The organism is Streptomyces sp. NBC_01012, assembly GCF_045162755.1.
In the GTDB taxonomy this organism is placed as follows: Bacteria; Actinomycetota; Actinomycetes; order Streptomycetales; family Streptomycetaceae; genus Streptomyces.
The window spans coordinates 6575584-6596437 of record NZ_CP108688.1; the positions used below are offsets into that span (position 1 = coordinate 6575584).

At 72.2% G+C, this 20854-nt stretch carries 14 protein-coding genes and 1 pseudogene; 7 read left to right on the top strand and 8 right to left on the bottom strand.

What is annotated here, in order from left to right; all coding sequences use genetic code 11:
• Positions 1-20: 20 nt before the first annotated feature.
• The 3 genes from OG623_RS29395 to OG623_RS29405 all read right to left on the bottom strand — a co-directional run bounded on the left by OG623_RS29395 (position 21) and on the right by OG623_RS29405 (position 6664).
• Complete coding sequence (locus OG623_RS29395; protein ID WP_406150577.1) at positions 21-2870, bottom strand: AAA family ATPase; 2850 nt, start codon at positions 2868-2870, stop codon at positions 21-23.
• Positions 2867-5629: an AAA family ATPase gene (locus OG623_RS29400; protein WP_406150578.1), complete on the bottom strand. Its 2763-nt coding sequence runs from the start codon at positions 5627-5629 to the stop codon at positions 2867-2869. Before OG623_RS29400 ends, OG623_RS29395 begins: the two co-directional genes overlap by 4 nt.
• Before the next feature lie 156 nt (positions 5630-5785).
• Positions 5786-6664 carry a TetR/AcrR family transcriptional regulator gene (locus tag OG623_RS29405; protein WP_406150580.1) on the bottom strand — a complete coding sequence of 293 codons (879 nt, stop codon included), beginning with the start codon at positions 6662-6664 and terminating at the stop codon, positions 5786-5788.
• A gap of 20 nt (positions 6665-6684) precedes the next feature.
• On the opposite strand from OG623_RS29405, the gene OG623_RS29410 reads away from it, so the two are divergent.
• Together OG623_RS29410 and OG623_RS29415 are read left to right on the top strand one after the other, a co-directional pair.
• Entirely contained in the window at positions 6685-6891 is a 207-nt protein-coding gene (locus OG623_RS29410; protein ID WP_406152060.1) for an MbtH family protein, read from the top strand.
• 27 nt (positions 6892-6918) lie between these two features.
• The gene (locus OG623_RS29415) at positions 6919-9153 is read left to right on the top strand and encodes a pyridoxal-phosphate dependent enzyme (RefSeq protein WP_406150582.1); all 2235 of its coding nucleotides are present in this window, start codon (positions 6919-6921) and stop codon (positions 9151-9153) included.
• Positions 9154-9308: 155 nt separating this feature from the next.
• Here OG623_RS29415 and OG623_RS29420 read toward each other — a convergent pair whose 3' ends face one another.
• The 3 genes and pseudogenes from OG623_RS29420 to OG623_RS29430 all read right to left on the bottom strand — a co-directional run bounded on the left by OG623_RS29420 (position 9309) and on the right by OG623_RS29430 (position 14351).
• Positions 9309-11831, bottom strand: coding sequence for an ATP-binding protein (locus tag OG623_RS29420; protein ID WP_406150583.1), 2523 nt, complete (start codon positions 11829-11831; stop codon positions 9309-9311).
• An 855-nt stretch (positions 11832-12686) separates the two neighbouring features.
• Positions 12687-13325 (bottom strand): annotated as a pseudogene (locus OG623_RS29425) (hypothetical protein); the annotation flags it as partial.
• Positions 13326-13490: 165 nt separating this feature from the next.
• Positions 13491-14351 carry a 3-hydroxybutyryl-CoA dehydrogenase gene (locus OG623_RS29430; RefSeq protein ID WP_406150584.1) on the bottom strand — a complete coding sequence of 287 codons (861 nt, stop codon included), beginning with the start codon at positions 14349-14351 and terminating at the stop codon, positions 13491-13493.
• Between the two features lie 223 nt (positions 14352-14574).
• Between OG623_RS29430 and OG623_RS29435 the strand changes: the two genes are divergently transcribed.
• On the top strand, positions 14575-15804 hold the full coding sequence (locus tag OG623_RS29435; RefSeq protein ID WP_406152062.1) for a glycoside hydrolase family 10 protein: 1230 nt from the start codon (positions 14575-14577) through the stop codon (positions 15802-15804).
• 36 nt (positions 15805-15840) lie between these two features.
• Here the strand turns inward: OG623_RS29435 and OG623_RS29440 are convergent, their stop codons facing one another.
• Positions 15841-16044 (bottom strand): DUF1918 domain-containing protein, encoded by a 204-nt coding sequence (locus tag OG623_RS29440; protein WP_406150586.1) that lies wholly within the window; start codon positions 16042-16044, stop codon positions 15841-15843.
• A 42-nt stretch (positions 16045-16086) separates the two neighbouring features.
• The gene (locus OG623_RS29445) at positions 16087-17058 is read right to left on the bottom strand and encodes a DMT family transporter (RefSeq protein ID WP_406150588.1); all 972 of its coding nucleotides are present in this window, start codon (positions 17056-17058) and stop codon (positions 16087-16089) included.
• Between OG623_RS29445 and OG623_RS29450 the strand changes: the two genes are divergently transcribed.
• The 4 genes from OG623_RS29450 (at position 17057) to OG623_RS29465 (ending at position 20839) form a co-directional block, all read left to right on the top strand.
• Positions 17057-18517: a PLP-dependent aminotransferase family protein gene (locus OG623_RS29450; protein WP_406150590.1), complete on the top strand. Its 1461-nt coding sequence runs from the start codon at positions 17057-17059 to the stop codon at positions 18515-18517. The two genes, OG623_RS29445 and OG623_RS29450, sit on opposite strands and share 2 nt — an antisense overlap.
• Entirely contained in the window at positions 18514-18951 is a 438-nt protein-coding gene (locus tag OG623_RS29455; RefSeq protein WP_406150592.1) for a GNAT family N-acetyltransferase, read from the top strand. The genes OG623_RS29450 and OG623_RS29455 overlap by 4 nt, the downstream gene beginning before the upstream one ends.
• 65 nt (positions 18952-19016) lie before the next feature.
• The gene (locus OG623_RS29460) at positions 19017-19577 is read left to right on the top strand and encodes a histidine phosphatase family protein (protein ID WP_406150593.1); all 561 of its coding nucleotides are present in this window, start codon (positions 19017-19019) and stop codon (positions 19575-19577) included.
• Between the two features lie 110 nt (positions 19578-19687).
• Complete coding sequence (locus tag OG623_RS29465) at positions 19688-20839, top strand: serine hydrolase domain-containing protein (RefSeq protein ID WP_406152063.1); 1152 nt, start codon at positions 19688-19690, stop codon at positions 20837-20839.
• The last annotated feature ends 15 nt before the right edge of the window (positions 20840-20854 follow it).

Genomic DNA, 20854 nt, shown 5'->3' on the forward strand with positions numbered 1-20854 from the left:
GTTCACACCGGCGGCCGGCCTCAGGCCCTCGTCTCGCCACGGACGGCGGTCTGCGGCCGGCCCAGCGCGCTCCGCAACTCCTTGCGCCCCGACAGGCCGAGCTTGCGGTAGACGGAGGTGAGGTGCACCTCCACCGTACGGCGTGTCACGAAGAGCACCTCCGCGATCTGCAGGTTGGTCCGTCCCGTCGCCGCCAGCTCCGCCACCTGCTTCTCACTGCGGGTGAGTTCGCCCGCCCTGCGGGACGCGGCGCGCCCGGGCCGCGCCCCAGCGCTGAGCAGAAGACCGTGGGCCTCGTCGTGGAGGGTGTGGGCCCCGAGGGCGTGGGACTCCTCCCACCCCCGGCGCAGTACCGTCCGGGCCTGGCTGGTGTGTCCGGCCCCCAGCAGCGCACGGCCGCGGGCCACACGTGCCCGCGCCAGCGACAGCGCGGCGCCGCTGTGGGCCAGCACGGTCTCCGCGTCCGTGAACAGCTGCAGCCGCTCGTGCTCGTCGCCCGCCGAGGCCAGCAACTCCAGTGCGGTGCCCAGGGCGACAGGGAAGCCGGCGGCGTGTGCGAGAGCCACCGCCCGGGTGGCGAGACGGCCGGCCTCCGCACGGTCGCCGAGGGCCAGGTGGGCGTGTCCGGCCCAGTACCACCAAGGCGAAGCGGCCGGGTTCGTCCGATGCCACATGTCCTGCCGGCGGCCGCACTCCGTGAGATCGGTCAGGGCGGCCCCGGGGTCGCCCTGGACCAGCCGAAGGCGCCCGCGGGCACCGAGGAACTCGCTCCACTGCCAGGCGTCGTCGACCGTGCCCGGCGGCACCGTGCCTGCCAGGGCGTCGGCCGCCGCGACGTCGCCCCGGTCGAGCAGAGCGTGCAGCCTGTATGCCAGCGCGAGCGTCTGGTGATGGGTGACCTGTGCCCCGGGCGTCGACCCCAGGGCTTCGGCCGTGGAACGGAGCGCGTGGTCCAGGCGCCCCAGCCGCTGGGCGGCCTCGGCGTCGAGGGCGAGCAGACCGGCCCGCAGCCGGCCGGGCACGGTGTCGGTGCCTTCCAGGAGCTGCTGGTAGATGTGGGCGGCGTCGGCGGGCCGGTCCGCGTACGCCAACGTGGCGCCCGCAGCGGCCAGGGTGACGGTGGAGTCGGTGATCGGAGTGGCGGCCCGCACCACCCGGTTCGCGGCGGCAAGAGCCTGCGGAAGGAGCTCCGTCCGGCTCATCGCGATGAAGGCACGGCCCGCGAGCAGGGCTCGCTCGGCCGGGGTCGCGCCGGGCAGGTCCAGGCGCAGCGAGACCGTTTCGAGGAGATTGGTGCAGGCGTCGAGGTTGTCGGTCGCGGCCATCAGCATGTCCGCCTCCAGCCGCTGGAGACGCGCTCGCCCGGAGGGCGAACCGGTGTCCTGCACAGCCAGTAACTCCGCCGCGCGTCCCATCCGGCCGGTGCGGGTCAAGGCGCCGACGAGTGCGCTGAGTGCCGTCAGACGCAGGCCGGGATCGGTCAGGCGGTCCAGTACGGACGTCAGGTGACCGATACAGGCGTCCGCGTCCACCCATCCCTCCGCGACACCCAGTTCCATCACCAGGACCGGGTCGCAGGTGTCCTCGTGGCCGTGCGGGACACAGGACCTCAGCAGGTCCACCGCGTGTTCCGCCGCCCCCCGGAGCATGGCCGTGCGGGCCTCCTCCCGCAGTACGGCCCGCGCCCACGGCTCTCGTGTCGTGGCCGGGGACTCGAGCAGGTGCTCGGCGATGCCGGCGGCCGGTGCTCCGCTGTCGTGCAACAGCCGGGCGGCTCGGCCGTGCAGGTCCGCACGGGTCCGGGGCGGGGTGCCCGTCAGGACCGCGTTCCGCACGGCGCGGTGCGCGAGGGACCAGACGTCCGCAGCGGACTCCTGTGCCAGCCCGACCGCCTCCAGCCGGCGAAGGGAACGGGTGAACGCGGTCGTCTCCACCCGCGCGAGACCGGCCCCGGTCGTGGTCGGTGTCCGCTCGCCCAGAACGGCCACGGCCTGCGCGGCGCGTACGGTGACGGGGGACCGCTCATGCAGGAGGCGTCTCGCCCGCCGTCCGAAAACCGGGATGTCGCCTTCGCTCGCGGCTGCCAGCCCGGCGCTCGTCAGCGGTTGTCCCAGCTTGCGCAACCCGGCGACCAGGCTCGTCACCAATGCGGGATTGCCACCGGTCGCAGTCAGGCAGTCCGCCTGGAACCCGGCCTCGACGGCGCTCCCCGTCAGTCGGCTGACGACCGTACCGATGCCCGGCCCGGTCAGCGGCCGGGGCCTGACGGTCTCGACCATCGAGCGCGGCACCCAGTCCACGGGCGTGACCGGCTCCTCGCTGTCACGCCAGCCGAGGGCCAGCAGGACCGTCAGATCGTGCCGGGTGCGCAGGAGACGCACGAGCGCTCTGATCGACTCGACGTCGGCCCGGTCCGCGTCGTCGATCGACAGGAGCGTGGGACGCGTCGTCGTAGCGGAACCCACCACCTGCCGGTACAGCAGGAGCGGTTCGTGCGGGGCAGGCGCGGCGACGTCGGGCGAGGAGAACGGCACACGTGCCTGCCCGGACGGAACCCGGGAGCCGAGGTGGAGGAGCCCTTCGCGAGCCCCCGCCATCTCCACGACCCGCAGGCCGCGCCGCTGTGCTGCCTGGGCCAGGGCCCGCAGGAGCGCCGTCCTGCCGATGCCGCCCGGCCCCTTGACCACGACAAGACCGGTGCGCCCCGCGGCGGTCCGCCGGAGGAGGTCGCGCAGGACCGCCGTCTCACGCTCGCGTTCGACCAGCGGAAAGCCCTGCCCGGCGGACAGCTCCTGGTCGTGGACGCCCGACGTAGCGATGCCGTGTCCGGTGCGAGTACGCCGCCGTCCGGGGCCTGACGTGCCGGTCACTTCGTTCCGATGCTCGACGGCAGGGCATGACGCCCGCTGATGTCCAGCTTGCGGTACGCGTTGGTCAGGTTCCGCTCGATCATCCGCGTCGACACCCGGAGCCGCTGTGCGATGTCCGCGTTGCGCAGACCGGCCGCTGCCAGCCGGGCGACCCGCGCCTCGGACGGGGTGAGCTCGGGCCGAGGCTCCGGGACGGCGGGGCTCCGCCCGATCTGCGCCCCGATCTGTCGCGTCAGGCGGTCCGTACCGCAGGCGACGGACAGCGCTCGGGCCCGCTGCAGAGCTTTACCGGCCCGCAGCCCGTCCACGCCCGGCCGACTGCCGTACGCGTACAGCGCCCGGCACAGCTCGTCGAGGTTCGTGGACCCTTCCAGTACGGACACCGCCTCCGCCAGCAGCTCCGTTCCCCGGCGGCCGGGCGTGACGCGTCCCAGCGCCACCAATGCCCGTCCCTCCACGGACGGCGCGCCCCACTTGCGGGCCTGCTCCACCCCGAGGTGTCCCGCGGCCAGCGCCCGGTCCTGCTCGCCGAGCCGGTGATGCATCAGGGCGGCGTGGGCGGACCAGGGCAGCACGGCCGGATTCGACCAGCCGATCCGCTCCAGCCGCTCGCCCGCCGTACGGAAATGGTGGAGGGCGATGAGATCCTGCCGACGGCGGGCAGCGAGCAGGCCGCGCGCCATGTGCAGGAGGGCGGCGTGGTACTGGTCCTGGTGGTGGGGCAGGTCGTCGGCGAGGCACTCCTCGGCCAGTTCGGGCTCGCCGTTGTGCAGGGTGACGATGGCGAGGACCGCGGAGCGGATGGCCGTAAGGGCATTGACCTCGGAGTCCACCACGACATCGGCCCGTACCATCGTCTGCCGGGCCTCGGCGATCCGGCCGTGGGAGAGGGCCACCACGGTGCGCTCCGCCCGCAGCACGGCGGCCTCCGCGTCAGAACCCCGGTGGTCGACGAGTCGGCCGACCGCGTCCAGCCAGGGAACGGCCTCCTCGGTGTGCTCTGCGGCAGCCAGGGCGTTCACCACCAGAGGCAGCGGGGTGTGGGCCTGTCGCGGATCCGGCGGCTCCAGGGCCAGTATGCGCGTCCCGAGGTCCGCCAGACGCTTCGCCGGTGCGGTGTTGGTGACGAACGCGATGTGTATCAGCGCGGCGAGCAGTTCCCGTTCGCCCACTGTCCCCACGGGCGGTCGAGGCCCCAGCTCTTCGAGCCTGCGCAGGGCGGACGAGTGGATCGCGGGGTCCTGGTCGCACAGGACGTAGTGGCGGGCCTCCAGGCGCAGCGAGAGCTCGGCCGCGGCGGCATCGGCCGAGCTCAGGCTCCGCAGCTCGGCGGCCAGGCCCTGGGTCAGGAGGGCGATACCGGACTGCGACGGCTGGTAGAGCAGCGGGCCCAACTGGACCGCCGCGTCGGCACGGGTCAGGGGAGAGCCGAACAACGGCAGCGCCTCGACCACGTGCCGCAGCGCGGCGAGGGTCGCGAACCCTCGCTCCGCCTTGGCGAGGTCGGTCAGTACCCGGGCCCGGAGCGGTCCGGTGCACGAGCCGTCCAGCAGGGCCTGGCGCAGATAACGGGCCGCGTCGCGCGGTGCCCCCCGCGTCAGCGCGCTGTCTGCGGCGGCCCGCAGAATCCTCACGGCCTGGGGATCCTGCAGGGTTTGCACCGACATGAGCTGCCCGGCCGCGGCCTCCACCGAGTGCCCCGCCCGGTGCAGCAGCACCGCGGCGCGGTTGCGCATGACCGTGAGCTCGTCCGCCGGGATGCCGTCCGCCAGCGCGTCCCACAGCAGCGTGCCGTCCTCCCCGGTCCCCGGCCGGCCCAGCCCCCAGAGGCCCAGTGCGCCGACCGCCCGCACGTACGCGGGCGCTTCCAGGCCCGCCAGTTGCGCCACGACCCGCTGGTCGGCCTCGCCGCCCAGGACGCACAGCGCGTGCACGACGCGGCGGACCGGGTCGGGCTGGGACCGCAGGAACGCCGACAGGTACTGGCAGAGACTGTCCGAGCGCAGCGTACGCGCGAGTTCGGCATGCTCGGCCCGAGGCCTCAGACCTCGGGAGTACGCCTCGTCCAACAGCGACCGCAGCAGTAGCGGACTGCCGGCGGAACGCATCTGCACGGCCGCCACGAACTCCGCGTCCGCGGCACCGCTCAACGCCGTACCGACCCACCGGCGCACGGAATCGGGGCCGAGAGCACCCAGCCGGATCCTGTGGTCCGCCGCGTCCACCAGTCCGTGCAGGGCGGAGCCCGTATCCGGCACGACACCGGACGGCAGCGAGAGGGCGAACACCGTTCGGCGGTCATGCCGCACGGCCAGGCACTTCGAGAGCTCCGTCAGCGACTCCGCGTCGGACCACTGCAGGTCGTCGACGACGACGAGGACCGGGCCGTCGCCGGACAGACCGTCCAGGACGGACGCCGACGGCACCCGCCCACCGACCGGTTCGGGACGCGAGTCGCAGGGGGCCCGTCGCTCCCTGCCGAACTCCGCGGCGGGGGAGAAGCCCGCGGCCGGGGAGAAGCCCGCGGACCCCACCAACTGGTCCACCACACCACACGCCAGCCCCCGCTCCGAGCGGGACGCCTGGGCCCTGAGCACCAGGAAACGCTCGTCCCGCGCCCGCTGCGAGAGGGCTTCGAGGAACGACGATCTGCCCGTGCCGAGCGGCCCCTCGACCAGGAGCAGAGATCCGTGTCCTGCCTCGGCACGTCGCAGGGCGGCAACCGCCAGCGTCAGTTCGGCCTCACGTTCCAGTAGCACCAGTGCCGTCCTGTTCTCGTGCGACCCTCGGCGGCCGTCGCCGTACGTACTCCTACCCATCTTCGAGCCGCCGAGTGCCGGGACAGCCCGCTGCCGGCCCGGATTCCGGGAGGCACTGCTCGTGCGGACGGCTCGCGCACCGGGGCGGCCCCACGCTCAGGGGGCCAGCGTGCAACGGGTGAAGATGTCCGTCAGCTCCCGCGCCAGGCGGCCCAGGTCGGCCACGGGGAACAATTCGTGATGGCGGACCACGTTGTCGAGGGCGCCCTGCACGGCCAGCGCCAGCACCGGCGGGTCCGGGATGCGGAACTCGCCCGCACGGCAGCCCTCTTCGAGCAGCGCGACCAGAGTCTCCACCGACAGGGCGCTGCGCGCGACGTCGTCAAGTCCGAGGGCCGGCCGTTCGCGGACGAGTCCGGCGATCTCGGTGAGTGCCCGTGCATGCGCCGGGTAGCGGGTCATGAAGACGAAGTGAAAGGAGATGTAAGCACCCAGTTTCCCGCGATACGTCGTCTCCTCCGCGAGGTGGCCGGTCCGAAGCGTGCCCGCCTTCTCCAGGATGCTCCGCGTGACTTCCCGCAACAGTTGTTGTTTTCCCGCGAAATGGTAGGAGATCAGACCGGTACTGCTCAGATTGGCATGTCTGCAGATCGCCGTGAACGATGTCCTCGTGTAGCCGATCTCGGCCAACGTCTCGATCGTCGCCTCGACGATCTGTGTCCTCCGTGCGTCCTGGGTGAAAGTGCGGCCGCGCACGGGTCGGGACGGCAGTTCCCTGTACATCGTGTCCTCGGATCGACGGTAACAGGCGAATGTTCTGTTCCAGGTCGTGCGGTGTCGCGTCGCTGCGCGTACCCAACTCGCGCCCGTTGGTTCCCACCGGGTGAACTCCCGGAAGACAGCCCCTAGTTCTAGCAGGGACATCGACAGACGGCGGGCCCCCGGCGCCGTAACGGTGGATCCCACCGAGGACCGGCCCGACGCCCGCCGTGAGGATGGCGTCGCTGCGGTGGACCGGCCATCGCGCGAAGACATGGGAAAGGGCGGTGGGACAGGTGAACCCGTTCGACGACCCGGACGCCACCTTCCAGGTCCTCGTCAACGACGAGGGCCAGCACTCGTTGTGGCCCGCGTTCGCGGAGGTCCCCGACGGCTGGAGGGTCGCGCACGACGAGGACAGTCGCGAGGCGTGCATGACCTACATCGAGAAGAACTGGACCGACCTTCGGCCCAGGAGCCTGATCGAGGCCATGGAAGGCTGACCGCGGAACACCCCCCGAGGAGCGCGCATGCGACACGACACCCTTGTCGACGCCATCGGAAACACCCCTGCCGTGCGGCTGCGGGTGGATGCCCCCGACGGCGTCGAGGTCTACGGCAAACTCGAACTGCTGAACCCCTACGCCATGAAGGACCGCGTCGCCCGCCGCATCATCCTCGAGGCACGCCGCACCGGTGCCCTGCGAGAGGGCGCACCGATCGTGGAGAGCTCGTCCGGCACCATGGCCCTCGGCGTCGCCCTCGTCGGCACGTACCTCGGGCACCCCGTGCACATCGTCACCGACCCCCGCATCGACCCCGTGACCCTCGCCAAGCTCGAGGCGATGGGCTGCAGCGTGCACATCGTGAAGGCCATGACCGCGCACGGCTGGCAGGGCGCCCGCCTCGAACGCCTCGCCGAGCTGATGCGTGACCTGCCGGGCTCCTGGTGGCCGCAGCAGTACAGCAACCCGGACAACCCGGCCGCCTACCGGACGCTCGCCGCCGAACTCCTCGACGACCTGGGCACCGTGAACGTCCTGGTCGGCTCGGTCGGCAGTGGCGGCTCGCTCTGCGGCACCTCCGCCGCGCTCCTGGAACACCTGCCCGACCTGAAGGTGGTCGGCGTCGACTGCGTCGGCAGCGTGCTGTTCGGCCAGCCCGACGTCGCCACGCGCAAACAGGGCGGCCTCGGCAACAGTCTCCACCCCGACAACATCGACTACCGGCTCTTCGACGAGGTCCACTGGCTGTCCGACGACGAGGCCTTCGACGCGACCAAGAGCCTCGCGCGGGAACAGAAGATCTTCGCAGGCAACACCTCCGGCTCGGTCTACCGTGTCCTCACCCACCTCGCCGCCCGCGCCGCCCCGGGGACCCGGCTCGTGGGCATCATGCCGGACCGCGGGGACCGATACGTCGACTCCGTCTACGGGCACGAGGCCGCGGGCCCGATCGCCACCGTCCCCACCGAGGTGGCCTTCGGCACGACCGTCCACAACTGGTCCTGTGCGGCGCTTCCGCGCAGAGAGCGCCCGGTCCTCCTCTTCGTCGAATCCAACACCACCGGCACCGGCATGCTGGCCCTGCGCACCGCGACCCGGCTCGGCCTCGCACCGGTTCTCCTCACCAAGGACCCCGCCCGCTACCCGGGACTGGACGAGACGGGCTGTTCCGCCGTCCTCTGCGACACCGAGGACGAGGCCGCAGTCCGGGCAGCCGCCAACTCGGCCGCCGCGGGACGCACCGTCGCGGGAGTCACCACCACCAGCGACTTCTACCTCGTCCACGCGGCGGCCCTGGCCCGGTCGTTCGAACGGCCCGGACACGCGCCCGGCACTGCCGCACTCTGCCGGGACAAGTCACTGACCCGCGCCGCCCTGAGCGAGGCGGGGATGCCCCAGCCCGCCCACGTCGTCGTCGGATCCGCTGAGGGTGTCGCGGCGGCCGTCGCCCGCGTCGGACTGCCCTGCGTGGTCAAACCGGTGGACGGCTCCGGATCCCAGGACGTGCGCTGGTGCGCCGACGAGGCGAGCGCCGTCACGCAGGCCGCGCACATCCTCGCCGCCACCGAGAACGTCCGGGGGCAGGCGCGCGCCGGCAAGGTCCTCGTCGAGGAGTTCGTGGACGCTCCCGAGTACAGCGTGGAGATGTTCTGCGCCGACGGCGAGGCCGTGTGCGTGGGGGTCACGGGACGGACCGCCACCGCGTTGCCGCACTTCGTCGAGACCGGGCACGTCTTCCCGGCCGTCCTGTCGACCACGGCGGGGGCCGACATCGCGGAGTGCGCCCGGAAGGCCCTCGAAGCGGTCGGCTTCGAACTCGGCCCCGCCCACGTCGAGGTCCGGCTGACCCCGGCGGGACCCGTCGTCATCGAGATCAACGGACGCCTGGCCGGCGGCATGATCCCCCAACTGGTCCGTGCCGCGACCGGCATCGACCTGCTGGACCAACAGCTCCGCGCCGCCACCGGGCGCCCCCTCGCACTGACCGCCGACCGTGCGCTCCACGCCGGACTGCGGTTCCTGACGGCGACGGAGACCGGTCGGCTGACCGGTATCACCGGTGTCGCGGAGGCTGCCGGCGTCCCCGGCGTCGAGTCCGTCGTCACCACCGGAGCCCTCGGCCGCACGGTCCGACCGCCCCGGACCGCCTACGACCGCCTGGGTCATGTCATCGCCGTCGGATCCACACCGCAGGAGGTCGAGACCGCCCTGGAGACCGCGATGGCACTGATTCGAGTGGAGACCGTCCGAGAACCCTGAGGACTCGCCGCCGGCCGGTTCGGGCACGCCGCACGACGGAGACCCGGCGACCGACGTCAACACCGCTCAGGCACTCCCACGCCTTCCGGGCGGGCCGTCGTGGCATGACCACCGCTCCCGCGACGGTCATGCCGTGACGGCCCGCCGCACGACGGCTACACGCCCCGCAGCTCCGGCCGGACGACGCCGCCGACCCGCACACCTCGCAGTACCTCCCGCGCATCGGGCATGCGGCGCAGCGCCACAGCCGGCGGGGAGGTGGACACGGCCGCGGGCGCCGCCGGTGCACTCGCCTGCTGCTGCGCCTCCCAGGCCGCGATGTGTGCCCGGGACCGCAGGCCCAGTGTGGTGCGAATATGGCGGATGTGTGTTTCGACGGTACGCACGGACACGTGGATCCGCGCCGCTATCTGACGGTTCGTCAACCCCTCCACGACGAGCGCGGCCACGTCCCGCTCCCGCCTGCTCAGCGGATGCGCGGCCCCCTCGCCCCGGGGCTCCGACACTTCGTTGCCGAGCGCCAGAGCCAGCGCCTGGGGCCACGGCATCGCACGACCTGCCTCCAGCCAGGACTCGGCCCGGCCCACGGGCAGCGCTCGCAGCGCGGTGTCACGCGCTTCCTGGACACGTCGCTGCCACCAGCCGCTCTCCCCCGGCCCGTCGCCACGCACCCCTTCCGCCACGCCCAGCAGCCGCGTTCCGAGTTCGAACCGGTAGCCGCGGGCCGCGACCAGCGCCAGCCCTTCCAACGCCCGTGCGGCGTCCGCGTGATGATGTGCACGGCAGCGCAGGGCCTCGGCGAAGTGCTCCTCCGCCCGTTCCAGGTCGCCCTTCTCCAGGGCCAGCGCGCCGGCGGTGGACAGAACGGAGCTCAGCCACTGCGGAGGCACCCCACCACGGAGTACGGGGAGCGCTTGTCCGAGCTCACGCTCCGCACCTGCCGGATCGCCGCCCTCCAACCGGTTCCGGGCGAGGGAGCCCAGGCTCAGCGCCACGAGGGTGTCGTGCTGAGCCCGCAGCCCGATCTCCAGCGATTCCTCCAGGTCGTCGACCGACGCCCGGCACTCGTCCCGCGCCTGGTGCAGGATCCCGCGGTTCAGCAGCAGCCGCCCCAGCAACGGTGAACGGCCCCGCTGCCGCTCCTCCCGCACCGCCTGGTCGATCAACCGTGCCACCCCGTCGCCCCGACCGGCCAGAGCCGCCGCTTCCAGCGCGAGGGCTCGGTAGTCGGAGTTCGGTGCGGTCTGCTCCAGGGCATGCTCCACGACCCCGGCCACCTCGGCGCCCCGACCCTGTGCCCCGTCCACCGCGGCCAACGCCGCGACCAGCAGCAACTGCCGTTCGTCGGAGCCCTCTCCCATCCGCCGGACCGCGTGTGCGAGATTGTCCCGCTCCCGGGCCAGCCGGTCCAGCGTCGCGACCGGCACCACTGCCTCGGTCCGCAACGGCAGAGACATCGTTGTCAGCCAGGCGATCAGACGTTCGTACGTCGCTGTGTCCTCGCCCTCGGCGACGAGCCGCTCCTGTCCGAAACACTGCGTGGACTCCAGCATCCGGAAGCGCGCGGCGCCGCCGTCCCCGCCCGTTGACGGGGTGATGACGGACTTCGACTCCAGGGCGACCAGGAGTTCCGGCAGGGCGACCGCCGCCTCCGGCACGTCCGCCGTGACCGCCGAGACCGCGTCGGGCCCGAACCCGCCCGGCAGGATCGACAGCCTGCGCAGCAAAGCCTGTTCCGCCGGGCCCAGCAGCACGTACCCCCACTCCAGCGAGGCGCGCAGACTCTGGTGGCGGTCGTCCGCCAGCCGCCAGCCGTTCGTCAGGAGCGTCAGCCGGTCGTGGAGCCGTGAGCGGATCTCGGCCGGCGGGAAGACGCGGATCAGCCGGGCGGCCATCTCGATGAGCAGCGGCAGTCCGTCCAGGCGTGCGCAGATTTCGGCGATGTCTGCGGCGTTGTCCCGGGTGAGCCGGGAGTCCGGGGCGACCGCGCGGGCCCGTTCCATGAAGAGCGCGACCGCGTCGGAACGCAGACCGCCGGCGAGCGAGTTGACGGACTGCGGGTCGCTCAACGCCAGACCCGTCACGGAGAACACCGACTCGCCGGGCAGCCGTAGCGGCTCTCTGCTGGTGGCGAGCACGCTCAGCCGTGGCCGTCCGGGGAGCAACTCGGTCAGCAGGGCTCCGCACGAGTAGAGCACCTGGTCGCAGTCGTCCAGAACGAGCAGCCTGTCCCGGGCGGAGGCCGTCCGGCCCTCGTCCCTCTCATCGCCGAGCGCTTCGAGGATTCGCCGGCGCACGTCGTCTGCGTCGGTGACCGTACCGAGCCGCACGACCGAGACCTCGCTCCGGCGGCCGCGCGCCTCCTGACCGGCCACTTCCAGCGCCAGCCGGGACTTGCCCACGCCTGCGGGGCCCGTCAGCGTCAACAGCCGTGCCTCGTGCAGCAGGCGGTTCAGCTCGACCAACTCCTCGGTGCGGCCGACGAAGCTGCTCAGCTGAGTCAGGAGTTCGCTGCTCAGCCCGGCCTCCACGCCGCCGGACTTCTGCCGCAGCCGGTACGAGCGCTGACGGCAGGCGTTGGAACAGTAGCGGACCCGGGGCTGCGAGGTTCGGGACTGCTTGGTTCGAGTCAGTTCGGTGCCGCAGGTGTCGCACGTGACAGTCGTGGGGGTGGACATGGCACACACCTTTCATGGTGTCGGCGAGTGCAGTGACGTGCTGGATTTCGGTAAGCAAATCTCACTTCGGGGAAACGAGGAATAGCCGGTCGAAACCACAGGGGAAACCGGTGTCCTGGGAAGCGACGGGCAGCGGGGGTGAACGCCCGGGAATTGAAATGAGACTTTCCGGTGAAACTCTTGCAGGTGTCGGGCGTGCCCCGCCCGCCGTGAGGGGGCAGGGGGAATGGCTGCGGGGTCTCTCGCCGCTCGCCGCCGCGTTCGGCCCGGTCAGTCGTCGGTGAGTGGACCGTAACGGTTCGGCGTCCGGCCTTGAGTGTTCGGGGTATCTGTAATGCGGGTGGTCACCACTGGATACCGCCTTTCTGTACTCAGATGTGGGGTATCACGCAGAGTGAATGTCGGGCATGGGGTAGTCGATTCGTTCCGCGTGATTGCCTCAGAGCCTAGGAATGGTCTCCTCCGCTAGTCAAGCAATGTTTTGCGCGCACCCAAAAGACTGTGGTCGGAGGTTCGGTGGGCGCTGTGCCCGGTTATCCGGCCTGTGGAGTCCGCTTCACGCCTGTTTCGAAAAGAGTTTCCGTACCGTCCACCGCCGGCTCGCGTTCAAACGGCGTCCGGCGGGCCCGTTCAGCGGGAAGGGCGGGCGGGAAAATCTCCGTTTCGGCGCCACGGTTCCTGACCGTCGGACGTCGTAAACCCTTTGCGCCCGGGTTTTCTGCCAGTCCGAGCTCAGCCGCTATGTCGGATGCGGTCGGCAGGAAGGAAATGATGCGCAAGTCCGCAACTGTGGACCGCTCCCCGGGGGCCGGAGCACGCAGGAAGCCTGGCCCCGGGCGTCAGTCCATTTCCAGGTCAGGCGCCCCAGCGCAGGGCGACGGTGTCGCCCGCGTTGATCACCTTTCCGCGGGTCGCTCCGGCGAAGGACGACCCGTCGACGCTGACCTTCCAGGTGTTCGAGCCGCTGTTGGCCTTGCCGTCGAGAGCCGTGACGGTGCCCGTTCCGGTGGCGGGGGTCACGCTGTTCACACAGCCGGCCGGGGTGGCTGCGGTCGCGGCCGAGTCGAGGACGGTGCCCAGGGTGGTCGTGGTGCCGGTGGGGGTGAAGGTGACGGAGCAGACCGTCAGGCCTCCCGCGCCGTCGTCCACCGTGACCGCCAGCTCGGTGGGGGTTCCGGCGGTGAAGTCGCTCTGGGCGGCCCACCGCGGTGCCCCGGCGGTCGAGGGGACGGGGGGAGCCGCTGTGAAGCCGCCGCCCGCGACGGCGCGGAGGCCGTCGATCGAGGGGTAGGCGGACGGGGTGGTGTCACCGGGCAGGTACTTGAAGCCGCCGCCGGGGTTGAACTGCTGCGAGATGAGGAAGTCGACGGGGGTCTTGCCCGCGGAGGTGAGGAAGTCACCGGTCTGCGGGTCGGTGCCGCAGGCGTTCAGGCCGGAGACGGCCCAGCCGTTGGAGTCGGTGTTGACGCCGAACATGGCGTTGAACGCGCCGCTGGCCGGCCCACAGCTGGAGCACAACGCCCTGATCCGCCCGATCGGTGCCTACACCGGACGCGGCCGGCGGGCCGTGCCGGCCCTTCGCTGAATCCCCGTCCGGTCGTCCGGACACGTGCCCCGGCGGGGCCCGGCGGTGCGAACGCCGGGCCCGCTGACGAGTGGTCAGACGTACGGGTAGAAGCCCGAGCCCGTCTTGCGGCCGAGTCGGCCCGCGTCGACCATCCGCTGGAGCAGCGGGGGAGCGGCGTACAGCGGCTCCTTGTACTCCGCGTACATCGAGTCGGCGACCGAGGCCACGGTGTCGAGGCCGATCAGGTCGGCGAGCTTGAGCGGCCCCATCGGGTGGGCGCAGCCCATCTCCATGCCGTTGTCGATGTCCTCTCGGCTGGCGATGCCCGACTCGAACATCCGGATGGCGGAGAGCAGGTATGGGATCAACAGGGCGTTGACGACGAAGCCCGAGCGGTCCTGGGCGCGGATCGGGTGCTTGTCCAGCACGGTCCGCACGACGGATTCCGCACGCTTGACGGTCTCGTCGGACGTCGTCAGCGCGGGGATCAGCTCGACGAGCCGCTGCACGGGCGCCGGGTTGAAGAAGTGGATCCCGATGACCTGGTCGGGACGGGAGGTCGCGACGGCCAGCTTCACCAGCGGGATGGAGGAGGTGTTCGAGGCGAGGATCGCGTCCGGCCGTGTCACCACCTGGTCCAGCACCTGGAAGATTTCGGTCTTGACCTGCTCGTTCTCCACGACCGCCTCGATGACGAGGTCACGGTCGGCGAACTCGCCGAGGTCCGTGGTGAAGCTGAGGCGGGCGAGGGTCTCGTCACGCTCCTCAGGGGTGATCTTGCCGCGCTGGGCCGCCTTGGAGAGGGAGTTGTGGAGCCGGGTGCGCCCTATCTCCAGGGCCTCTCCGGTGGTCTCGGCCACCTTGACATCGAGGCCGCTGCGGGCGCACACCTCCGCGATGCCTGCGCCCATCTGGCCACAGCCCACCACCCCGACGCGTGCAATGTCGGCCATAGACTCCGTCACCTCGTGCCTTTCGCTGATCCTCGTGCGGCAGTCCCGTTTGATTCCGGTGTCCGCCTCGACCCCACGACGTTACTCCGAGGCCCGGTTCCGGTGAGCCGCGGGTCGGGACGGCCGGAGGAAGGCATGATCTGTGTCACGCACTGCCGACGTGACACACAGGGACAGAGGAACGAAAGGGATGCAGATGCCTCGTATGGGCCGCAGGTCATTGATGATGGGCGCGGCGGGCACCGTCGCCGCGCTGATGACAGCGGGCGACGCCGCGGCGGCGCGCAGGCCGGGTCCCCCTCCGTACGGGCGCCGTGCGGCGGACGCGGGTGAGCTGCGCGGGGTGTGGATCGCCACGGTCGGCAACCTGGACTGGCCCTCGCGGCCCGGTCTGAGCGCCGCGGCCCAGGAGGCGGAGCTGACCGCGCACCTGGACCGGGCGGTCGCACTGCGGCTGAACGCCGTGGTCCTCCAGGTCCGGCCGAGCGCCGACGCCCTGTGGCCCTCGTCGTACGAGCCGTGGGCCGAGTGCCTCACCGGTGTCCAGGGCAAGGACCCCGGCTGGGACCCGCTGGGCACGGCGGTGCGCGAGACGCACGCCCGCGGTCTGGAACTGCACGCGTGGTTCAACCCGTACCGCGTGGCGAACCACACGGACCCCTCACGTCTCGTCGCCACCCACCCCGCCCGGCGGCATCCGGACTGGGTCCTGCCGTACGGCGGGAAGCTCTACTACAACCCGGGCGTGCCCGAGGTCAGGAAGTTCGTCCAGGACGCGATGCTCGACGCGGTCAGCCGCTACGCCGTCGACGCGGTGCACTGGGACGACTACTTCTACCCCTATCCGGTGGCCGGCCAGGTCTTCGACGACGACGCCACCTACGAGCGCTACGGCGCGGACTTCGGTGACAAGGCGTCCTGGCGCCGTGACAACACCGACCGGCTGGTGCGTGAGACGGCGACACGCATCAAGGAGGTCAGGAGCGGCGTCCGGTTCGGGATCAGCCCCTTCGGGGTGTGGCGCAACTCCACGACCGATCCGCTGGGCTCCGACACGGCGGGCGGCGTGCAGACGTACGACGACCTGCACGCCGACACCCGGAAGTGGGTCAAGGAGGGCTGGATCGACTACATCTGTCCGCAGATCTACTGGAACATCGGCTTCCCCGCCGCCGACTACGCGAAGCTGGTGCCCTGGTGGGCCGAGACGGTCCGCGGCACCGAGGTCGGTCTGTACATCGGAGAGGCGCTGTACAAGGCCGGCGACCCCGCCCAGCCCGCGGCCTGGCAGGACCCGGCCGAACTCTCCAGGCACCTGGACCTCGCCGCGGAGCATCCCGAGGTCGGCGGCCATGTCTACTTCTCCGCGAAGCAGGTGAAGGACGACCCCGCGGGGGCCATGGCCCGGCTCGTGGCCGACCACTACCGGGCCAGGGCCCGTACACCGCGCTGACCTTCGCCGGCGGTCCTGTTTCCGGCGGTCCCGGTCCTAGCGGTCCCGGTCCTCGGCGGCGGTGTGCTGGACGACGCTGTCGGGGCCGGGGGACCTGATCGACTCGTGGCCGTCCTCGAAGCGCAGCCGGTACGGGGGACTGCCCCCGTCGCCGAGCACCTCGATGATCTCTGCGACCCGGTCATGCTGACCCACGGTCCTGCCGTGTGTCACCAGCCGGTCGCCCGTGTGTGCCTCCATCGGGAGCGACCTCCTCACGGGTGGCGGTCCATGTCGACAAGTCTATGACTCCACGGGCGCGGCGGCTTCCGCGCGGCGTGCGGCGGGCCGCCCCGCGCGCTGGGTGACCGCGATGCACACCAGGACGGCGACCGCCGCCACCGGTGCGGCGGCCGCCACCTCCTCGCCGAGAGCGAGGAACGACCAGACCAGGGTGAGCAGCGGCTGCGCCAGCTGGAGCTGACTGGCTCGCGGTACGCCGATCTCCGCCATGCCCCGGTACCAGACGTACAGCCCGAGGAAGGTCGACCCCGCGGCCACCCAGACCAGTCCGATGACCCCGTGCGCCGTGAGGTGCACCGGTTCGAAGGGCAGCGCGACGGCCGCGCCCGCCACCGCGAGCGGCAGGGTCATGACGAGCGCCCAGCCGATCACCTGCCAGCCGGGCATCACCCCGGCCAGCTTGCCTCCCTCGGCGTATCCGGCCGCGCAGACGAGCAGCGCCCCGAACAGGTACAGATCGCCGCCTGAGAGCTTCCCGCCGCTCTGCTGGACCGTGAAGGCGATCACCACGGCCGCTCCGGCCAGCGCCGCGACCCAGAAGGCGCGTGGCGGGCGCGAGCCGGTGCGCAGCGTCGAATAGAGCGCCGTCGTCAGCGGCAGCAGCCCCACCACGACCGCGGCGTGCGAGCTGGTGGAGGTCTGGAGCGCCAGCGTGGTCAGCAGCGGGAACCCCACGACCACACCGCACGCGACGACCGCGAGGCCCGCCCGGTGGCGTCGTGCGGGCACCGGGACCCGGCCCACGAGCAGGGCGCAACCCGCTATCAGCGCCGCGAGCACGCTGCGCACGGTGACCAGGGACCAGGGGCCGAAGCTCTCCAGGCCCCACACCGTCGAGGGGAAGGTCAGTGAGAAGGCGAGGACGCCGAGCCCGGCGAGCACGACGCCGCCGCCCGGGCCGCGGCGTGCCAGGGGTCGGCCGCCCTCGGCCGCTATCGTCAACTGATCGGTAGTGCTACTCTGCGCTGTCATGTACGAGCGTAGCAGCGTGGCTGAACTGGTGTCCTCTCTGCGGGGTGAGCTGAACCGCTACTCACCGGGTGGGAAGCTGCCGTCCAGCCGTGCGCTCGTCGAGCGTTTCAAGGTCAGCCCGGTGACCGTCTCGCGGGCGGTCGCGCAGCTCGCAGCCGAGGGCCTGGTCGTCACCCGCCCCGGAGCGGGAGCCTTCCGGGCCGACACCCGTGGCGCCGTGCCCCCGCCGGGCGACACCTCCTGGCAGGAGGTGACGCTCAGCGGGGGCGGCGGGCCCGAGGTCGTGCCGCGCACCGTCGACGCTTCGGGGGTCCTGGTCACGCTCGCCGAACCCCCGTCCGGAGTCATCGAGTTCAATGGCGGCTACCTCCACCCGGGTCTCCAGCCCGAGCGTGCCCTGGCCGCCGCCCTGGCCAGGGCCGGCCGCAGGCCAGGGGCGTGGGGGAGGCCGCCCACCTGCGGGCTGCCGGAGCTGCGCGACTGGTTCGCCCGTGAGATCGGGCCCACACTCACAGGACCCGACGTCCTGATCACGGCCGGCGGGCAGAGCGCCCTGGCCACGGCGCTGCGGGCGCTCGCCCCGCCCGGCGCCCCCGTACTCGTCGAGTCGCCCACCTATCCCGGCATGCTGGCCGCCGCCCGGGCCACCGGACTGCGGCCGGTGCCCGTCCCCATGGACGCCGACGGGGTCAGGCCCGACCTGCTGGAGGCCGTCTTCCGTGCCACCGGCGCCAAGGTCTTCGTCTGCCAGCCGCTCTTCCACAACCCGACGGGCGTGACCCTCGCCCCCGAGCGGCGTGAGCGCATCGTGCGGGCCGCCCGGCTGGCCGGCGCCTTCGTCATCGAGGACGACTTCGCCCGCCGCCTGGTCCACGACGACGCGGGACCGCTCCCCGAGCCCCTGGCCGTGGACGACCCGGACGGCGTCGTGATCCATGTGCGCTCCCTCACCAAGATCACGTCACCGAGTCTCCGGGTCGGTGCGCTGGCCGCCCGTGGACCTGTCAGGGAGCGGCTGCGCGCGATCCAGGTCGTCGACAGCTTCTTCGTGCCGCGCCCGCTCCAGGAGGCCGCACTCGAACTCGTGAGCTCCCCGGCCTGGGACCGCCATCTGCGTACCGTCGCCGCCGAACTCGGAAGCCGCCGCGCCGCGATGACGGCCGCCGTGCGCAGCCGGCTGCCCGAACTCACCCTGGCGCACGTGCCGTCGGGCGGCGGCAGCCTCTGGCTCCGGCTCCCCGGGCCGGGAGCCGAGGAGCCCGCCCTGGTCTCCGCCGCGCTGCGGGCCGGTGTCGCCGTCGCCCCGGGCCGTCCCTACCACTGCGCCGAACCCCCGGCGGGGCACATCAGGCTGAGCTTCGCGGCCGTCTCGGGCCCCGCCGAGATCGCCGAGGGCATGCGCCGACTGCGCACGGCCGCCGACACGTTGCGGACGCCGGGCGATAGCCTCCCGGGATGAACCATCACGACAGCGCCGGGCAGCGCTACGAGATCTCCGACGATCCCGCACGGCTGGACCCCGTCCGTATCCACCACTGGCTGTCCACGGACGCCTACTGGGCCCTGGGGCGTACCAGGGAGCAGCAGGACCGTATGACGGCCGGCTCACTCAACTACGCCGCCTACGACACCACTTCGGGCGAACAGGTCGCCTTCGCCCGTGTGGTCACCGACCGCGCCTCCTTCGCCTGGATATGCGACGTCTACGTCGACCGCGCGGCCCGCGGTGAGGGCCTCGGCACCCGGCTGGTCACCACCGTCAGGGACGAGCTGATCCCGCTGGGCGTGCGCAGGTTCCTGCTCGCCACCAAGGACGCGCACGGCGTCTACGCGAAGCTCGGCTTCACCCCGCTCCCCGAGCCGGACATGTGGATGATCCTCCACGCCGGCTGAGCACGGGGCGCCCGTGCGTGCCGGGCCCTCTTGACCGTTGTGGCGCCGGGCCCCACGATCGCGCCATGAGTGTTCGGGTGTCCCTGGTCGCCGCAGCGCGCAGTTCCGCACTCCTCGCCGAGCGTTTCGACGACGACCGGCCGCTCGACGACGCCGGCTGGCGCGAGGTCCAGCTCGCCGCGCACGCGCTGGTGCCGCTCGGCGCCGCCGAGCTGCGCTACTGCTCACCCACCCCGCGCAGCCGCGCCACCGGCGACGCCCTCGGCTTCGCCCCGCTCGTCCAGCTGGCGCTGCGCGACTGCGACATGGGCCGCTGGCGGGGGCTCACCCTGGCCGACGTCGCCGCCACCGAGCCGGCCGGTGTCGACGCCTGGCTGGCCGACCCGCGCTCCGCACCGCACGGCGGTGAGTCCCTGCTCGCCTTCATATCCAGGGTGGGGAGCTGGCTGGACACCCGCCCGGTCGTCGAGGGCACCGTCGTCGCGGTCGCCGAACCCGCCGTCGTCCGCGCGGCGTTGGTCTACGCCCTGAAGGCTCCGCCCTCGACGTACTGGAACGTCGACGTCCGCCCGCTCTCCGCCGTGGCCGTCACCGGACTGCCCGGCCGCTGGAGCCTCAGTCTCTGACCGCATCTCACCCGGCCGAGGGAACGTCGCCCGCGATGCCTTCCCGTCGGTCCGACCAGTCGGTACGGTGCGAGCAGCCGAGACGAGGAGTCAGACCCGTGCCGCAGACCCTGCCGCAGATCCAAGGCCACTGCGACGAGCGGTTCGCCGCGGTGCGTGACGCGTTCGCGGCGAATTTCGCCGAGCGTGACGAGCTGGGCGCCGCGGTCACCGTCCTGCTCGACGGCCGGCCCGTGGTGGACCTCTGGGGCGGCTGGGCCGACGGAGCGCGGACCCGCCCCTGGGAGCGGGACACCGTGGTCAACGTCTGGTCCACGACGAAGGGCCCGGTCGCGCTCTGCGCCCATCTCCTGGCCGACCGCGGCCTGCTCGACCTGGACGCCCCGGTGGCCGCGTACTGGCCCGAATTCGCCGCCGGGGGCAAGGAGTCCGTGCGCGTACGCCATCTGCTCTCGCACCGCTCGGGGGTCGCCGGCCTGCGCGATCCCCACACCCTGGCCGAGCTCTACGACTGGGAGCTGACCACGGCCCGTCTCGCGGCCACCGAGCCCTGGTGGGAGCCCGGCACCCGCTCCGGCTACCACGCCATCACCTACGGATTCCTCGTCGGCGAGGTCATCCGCCGGATCACCGGGCTGCTCCCCGGGGAGTTCCTGCGGCAGGAGATCACCGGACCGCTCGGCATCGACTTCACCGTGGGCCTCCCGGAGAAGGACGCCGACCGGGTCGCCGAGCTCGTCCAGCCGAGGTCCGTGTCCGCCGAACAGGCCGCGCTCTTCGCCCGGATGGAGCCCGTCGCCATCGCCTCGCTGCTCAACCCCCGCACGGGCACCGCCGCCGCCAACACCCCCGGGTGGCGCGCCGCCGAGATCCCCGCCGCCAACGGGCACGGCACCGCCCGCGCGGTCGCCTCCCTCTACGGCATCATCGCAGGGCGCGGCAGCATCGACGGCCGGCGGATCCTGTCGCAGGAGGCGGCGGAGCGGGTCCGCGAGGGCCAGGGCAGCTGCCGTGACCTGGTACTCGGCGCGGGCTTCGCCCACGAGACCGAGCTGGGCCTCGGCCTCTGGCTGAGCGGCCCGAACGCGTCGTACGGCCCCAACCCGCGCGCCCTCGGCCACGACGGCGCCGGCGGCTCCAGCGGACTCGCCGACCCGGAGGCGGGGATCGCCCTCGGTTACGTCATGAACCGCATGGGCGCGCACGTCGCCGATGACCCGCGCAAGATGACACTGGTCGACGCGGTGTACGGCGCCCTGTGAGCCGACGCGGTGTGG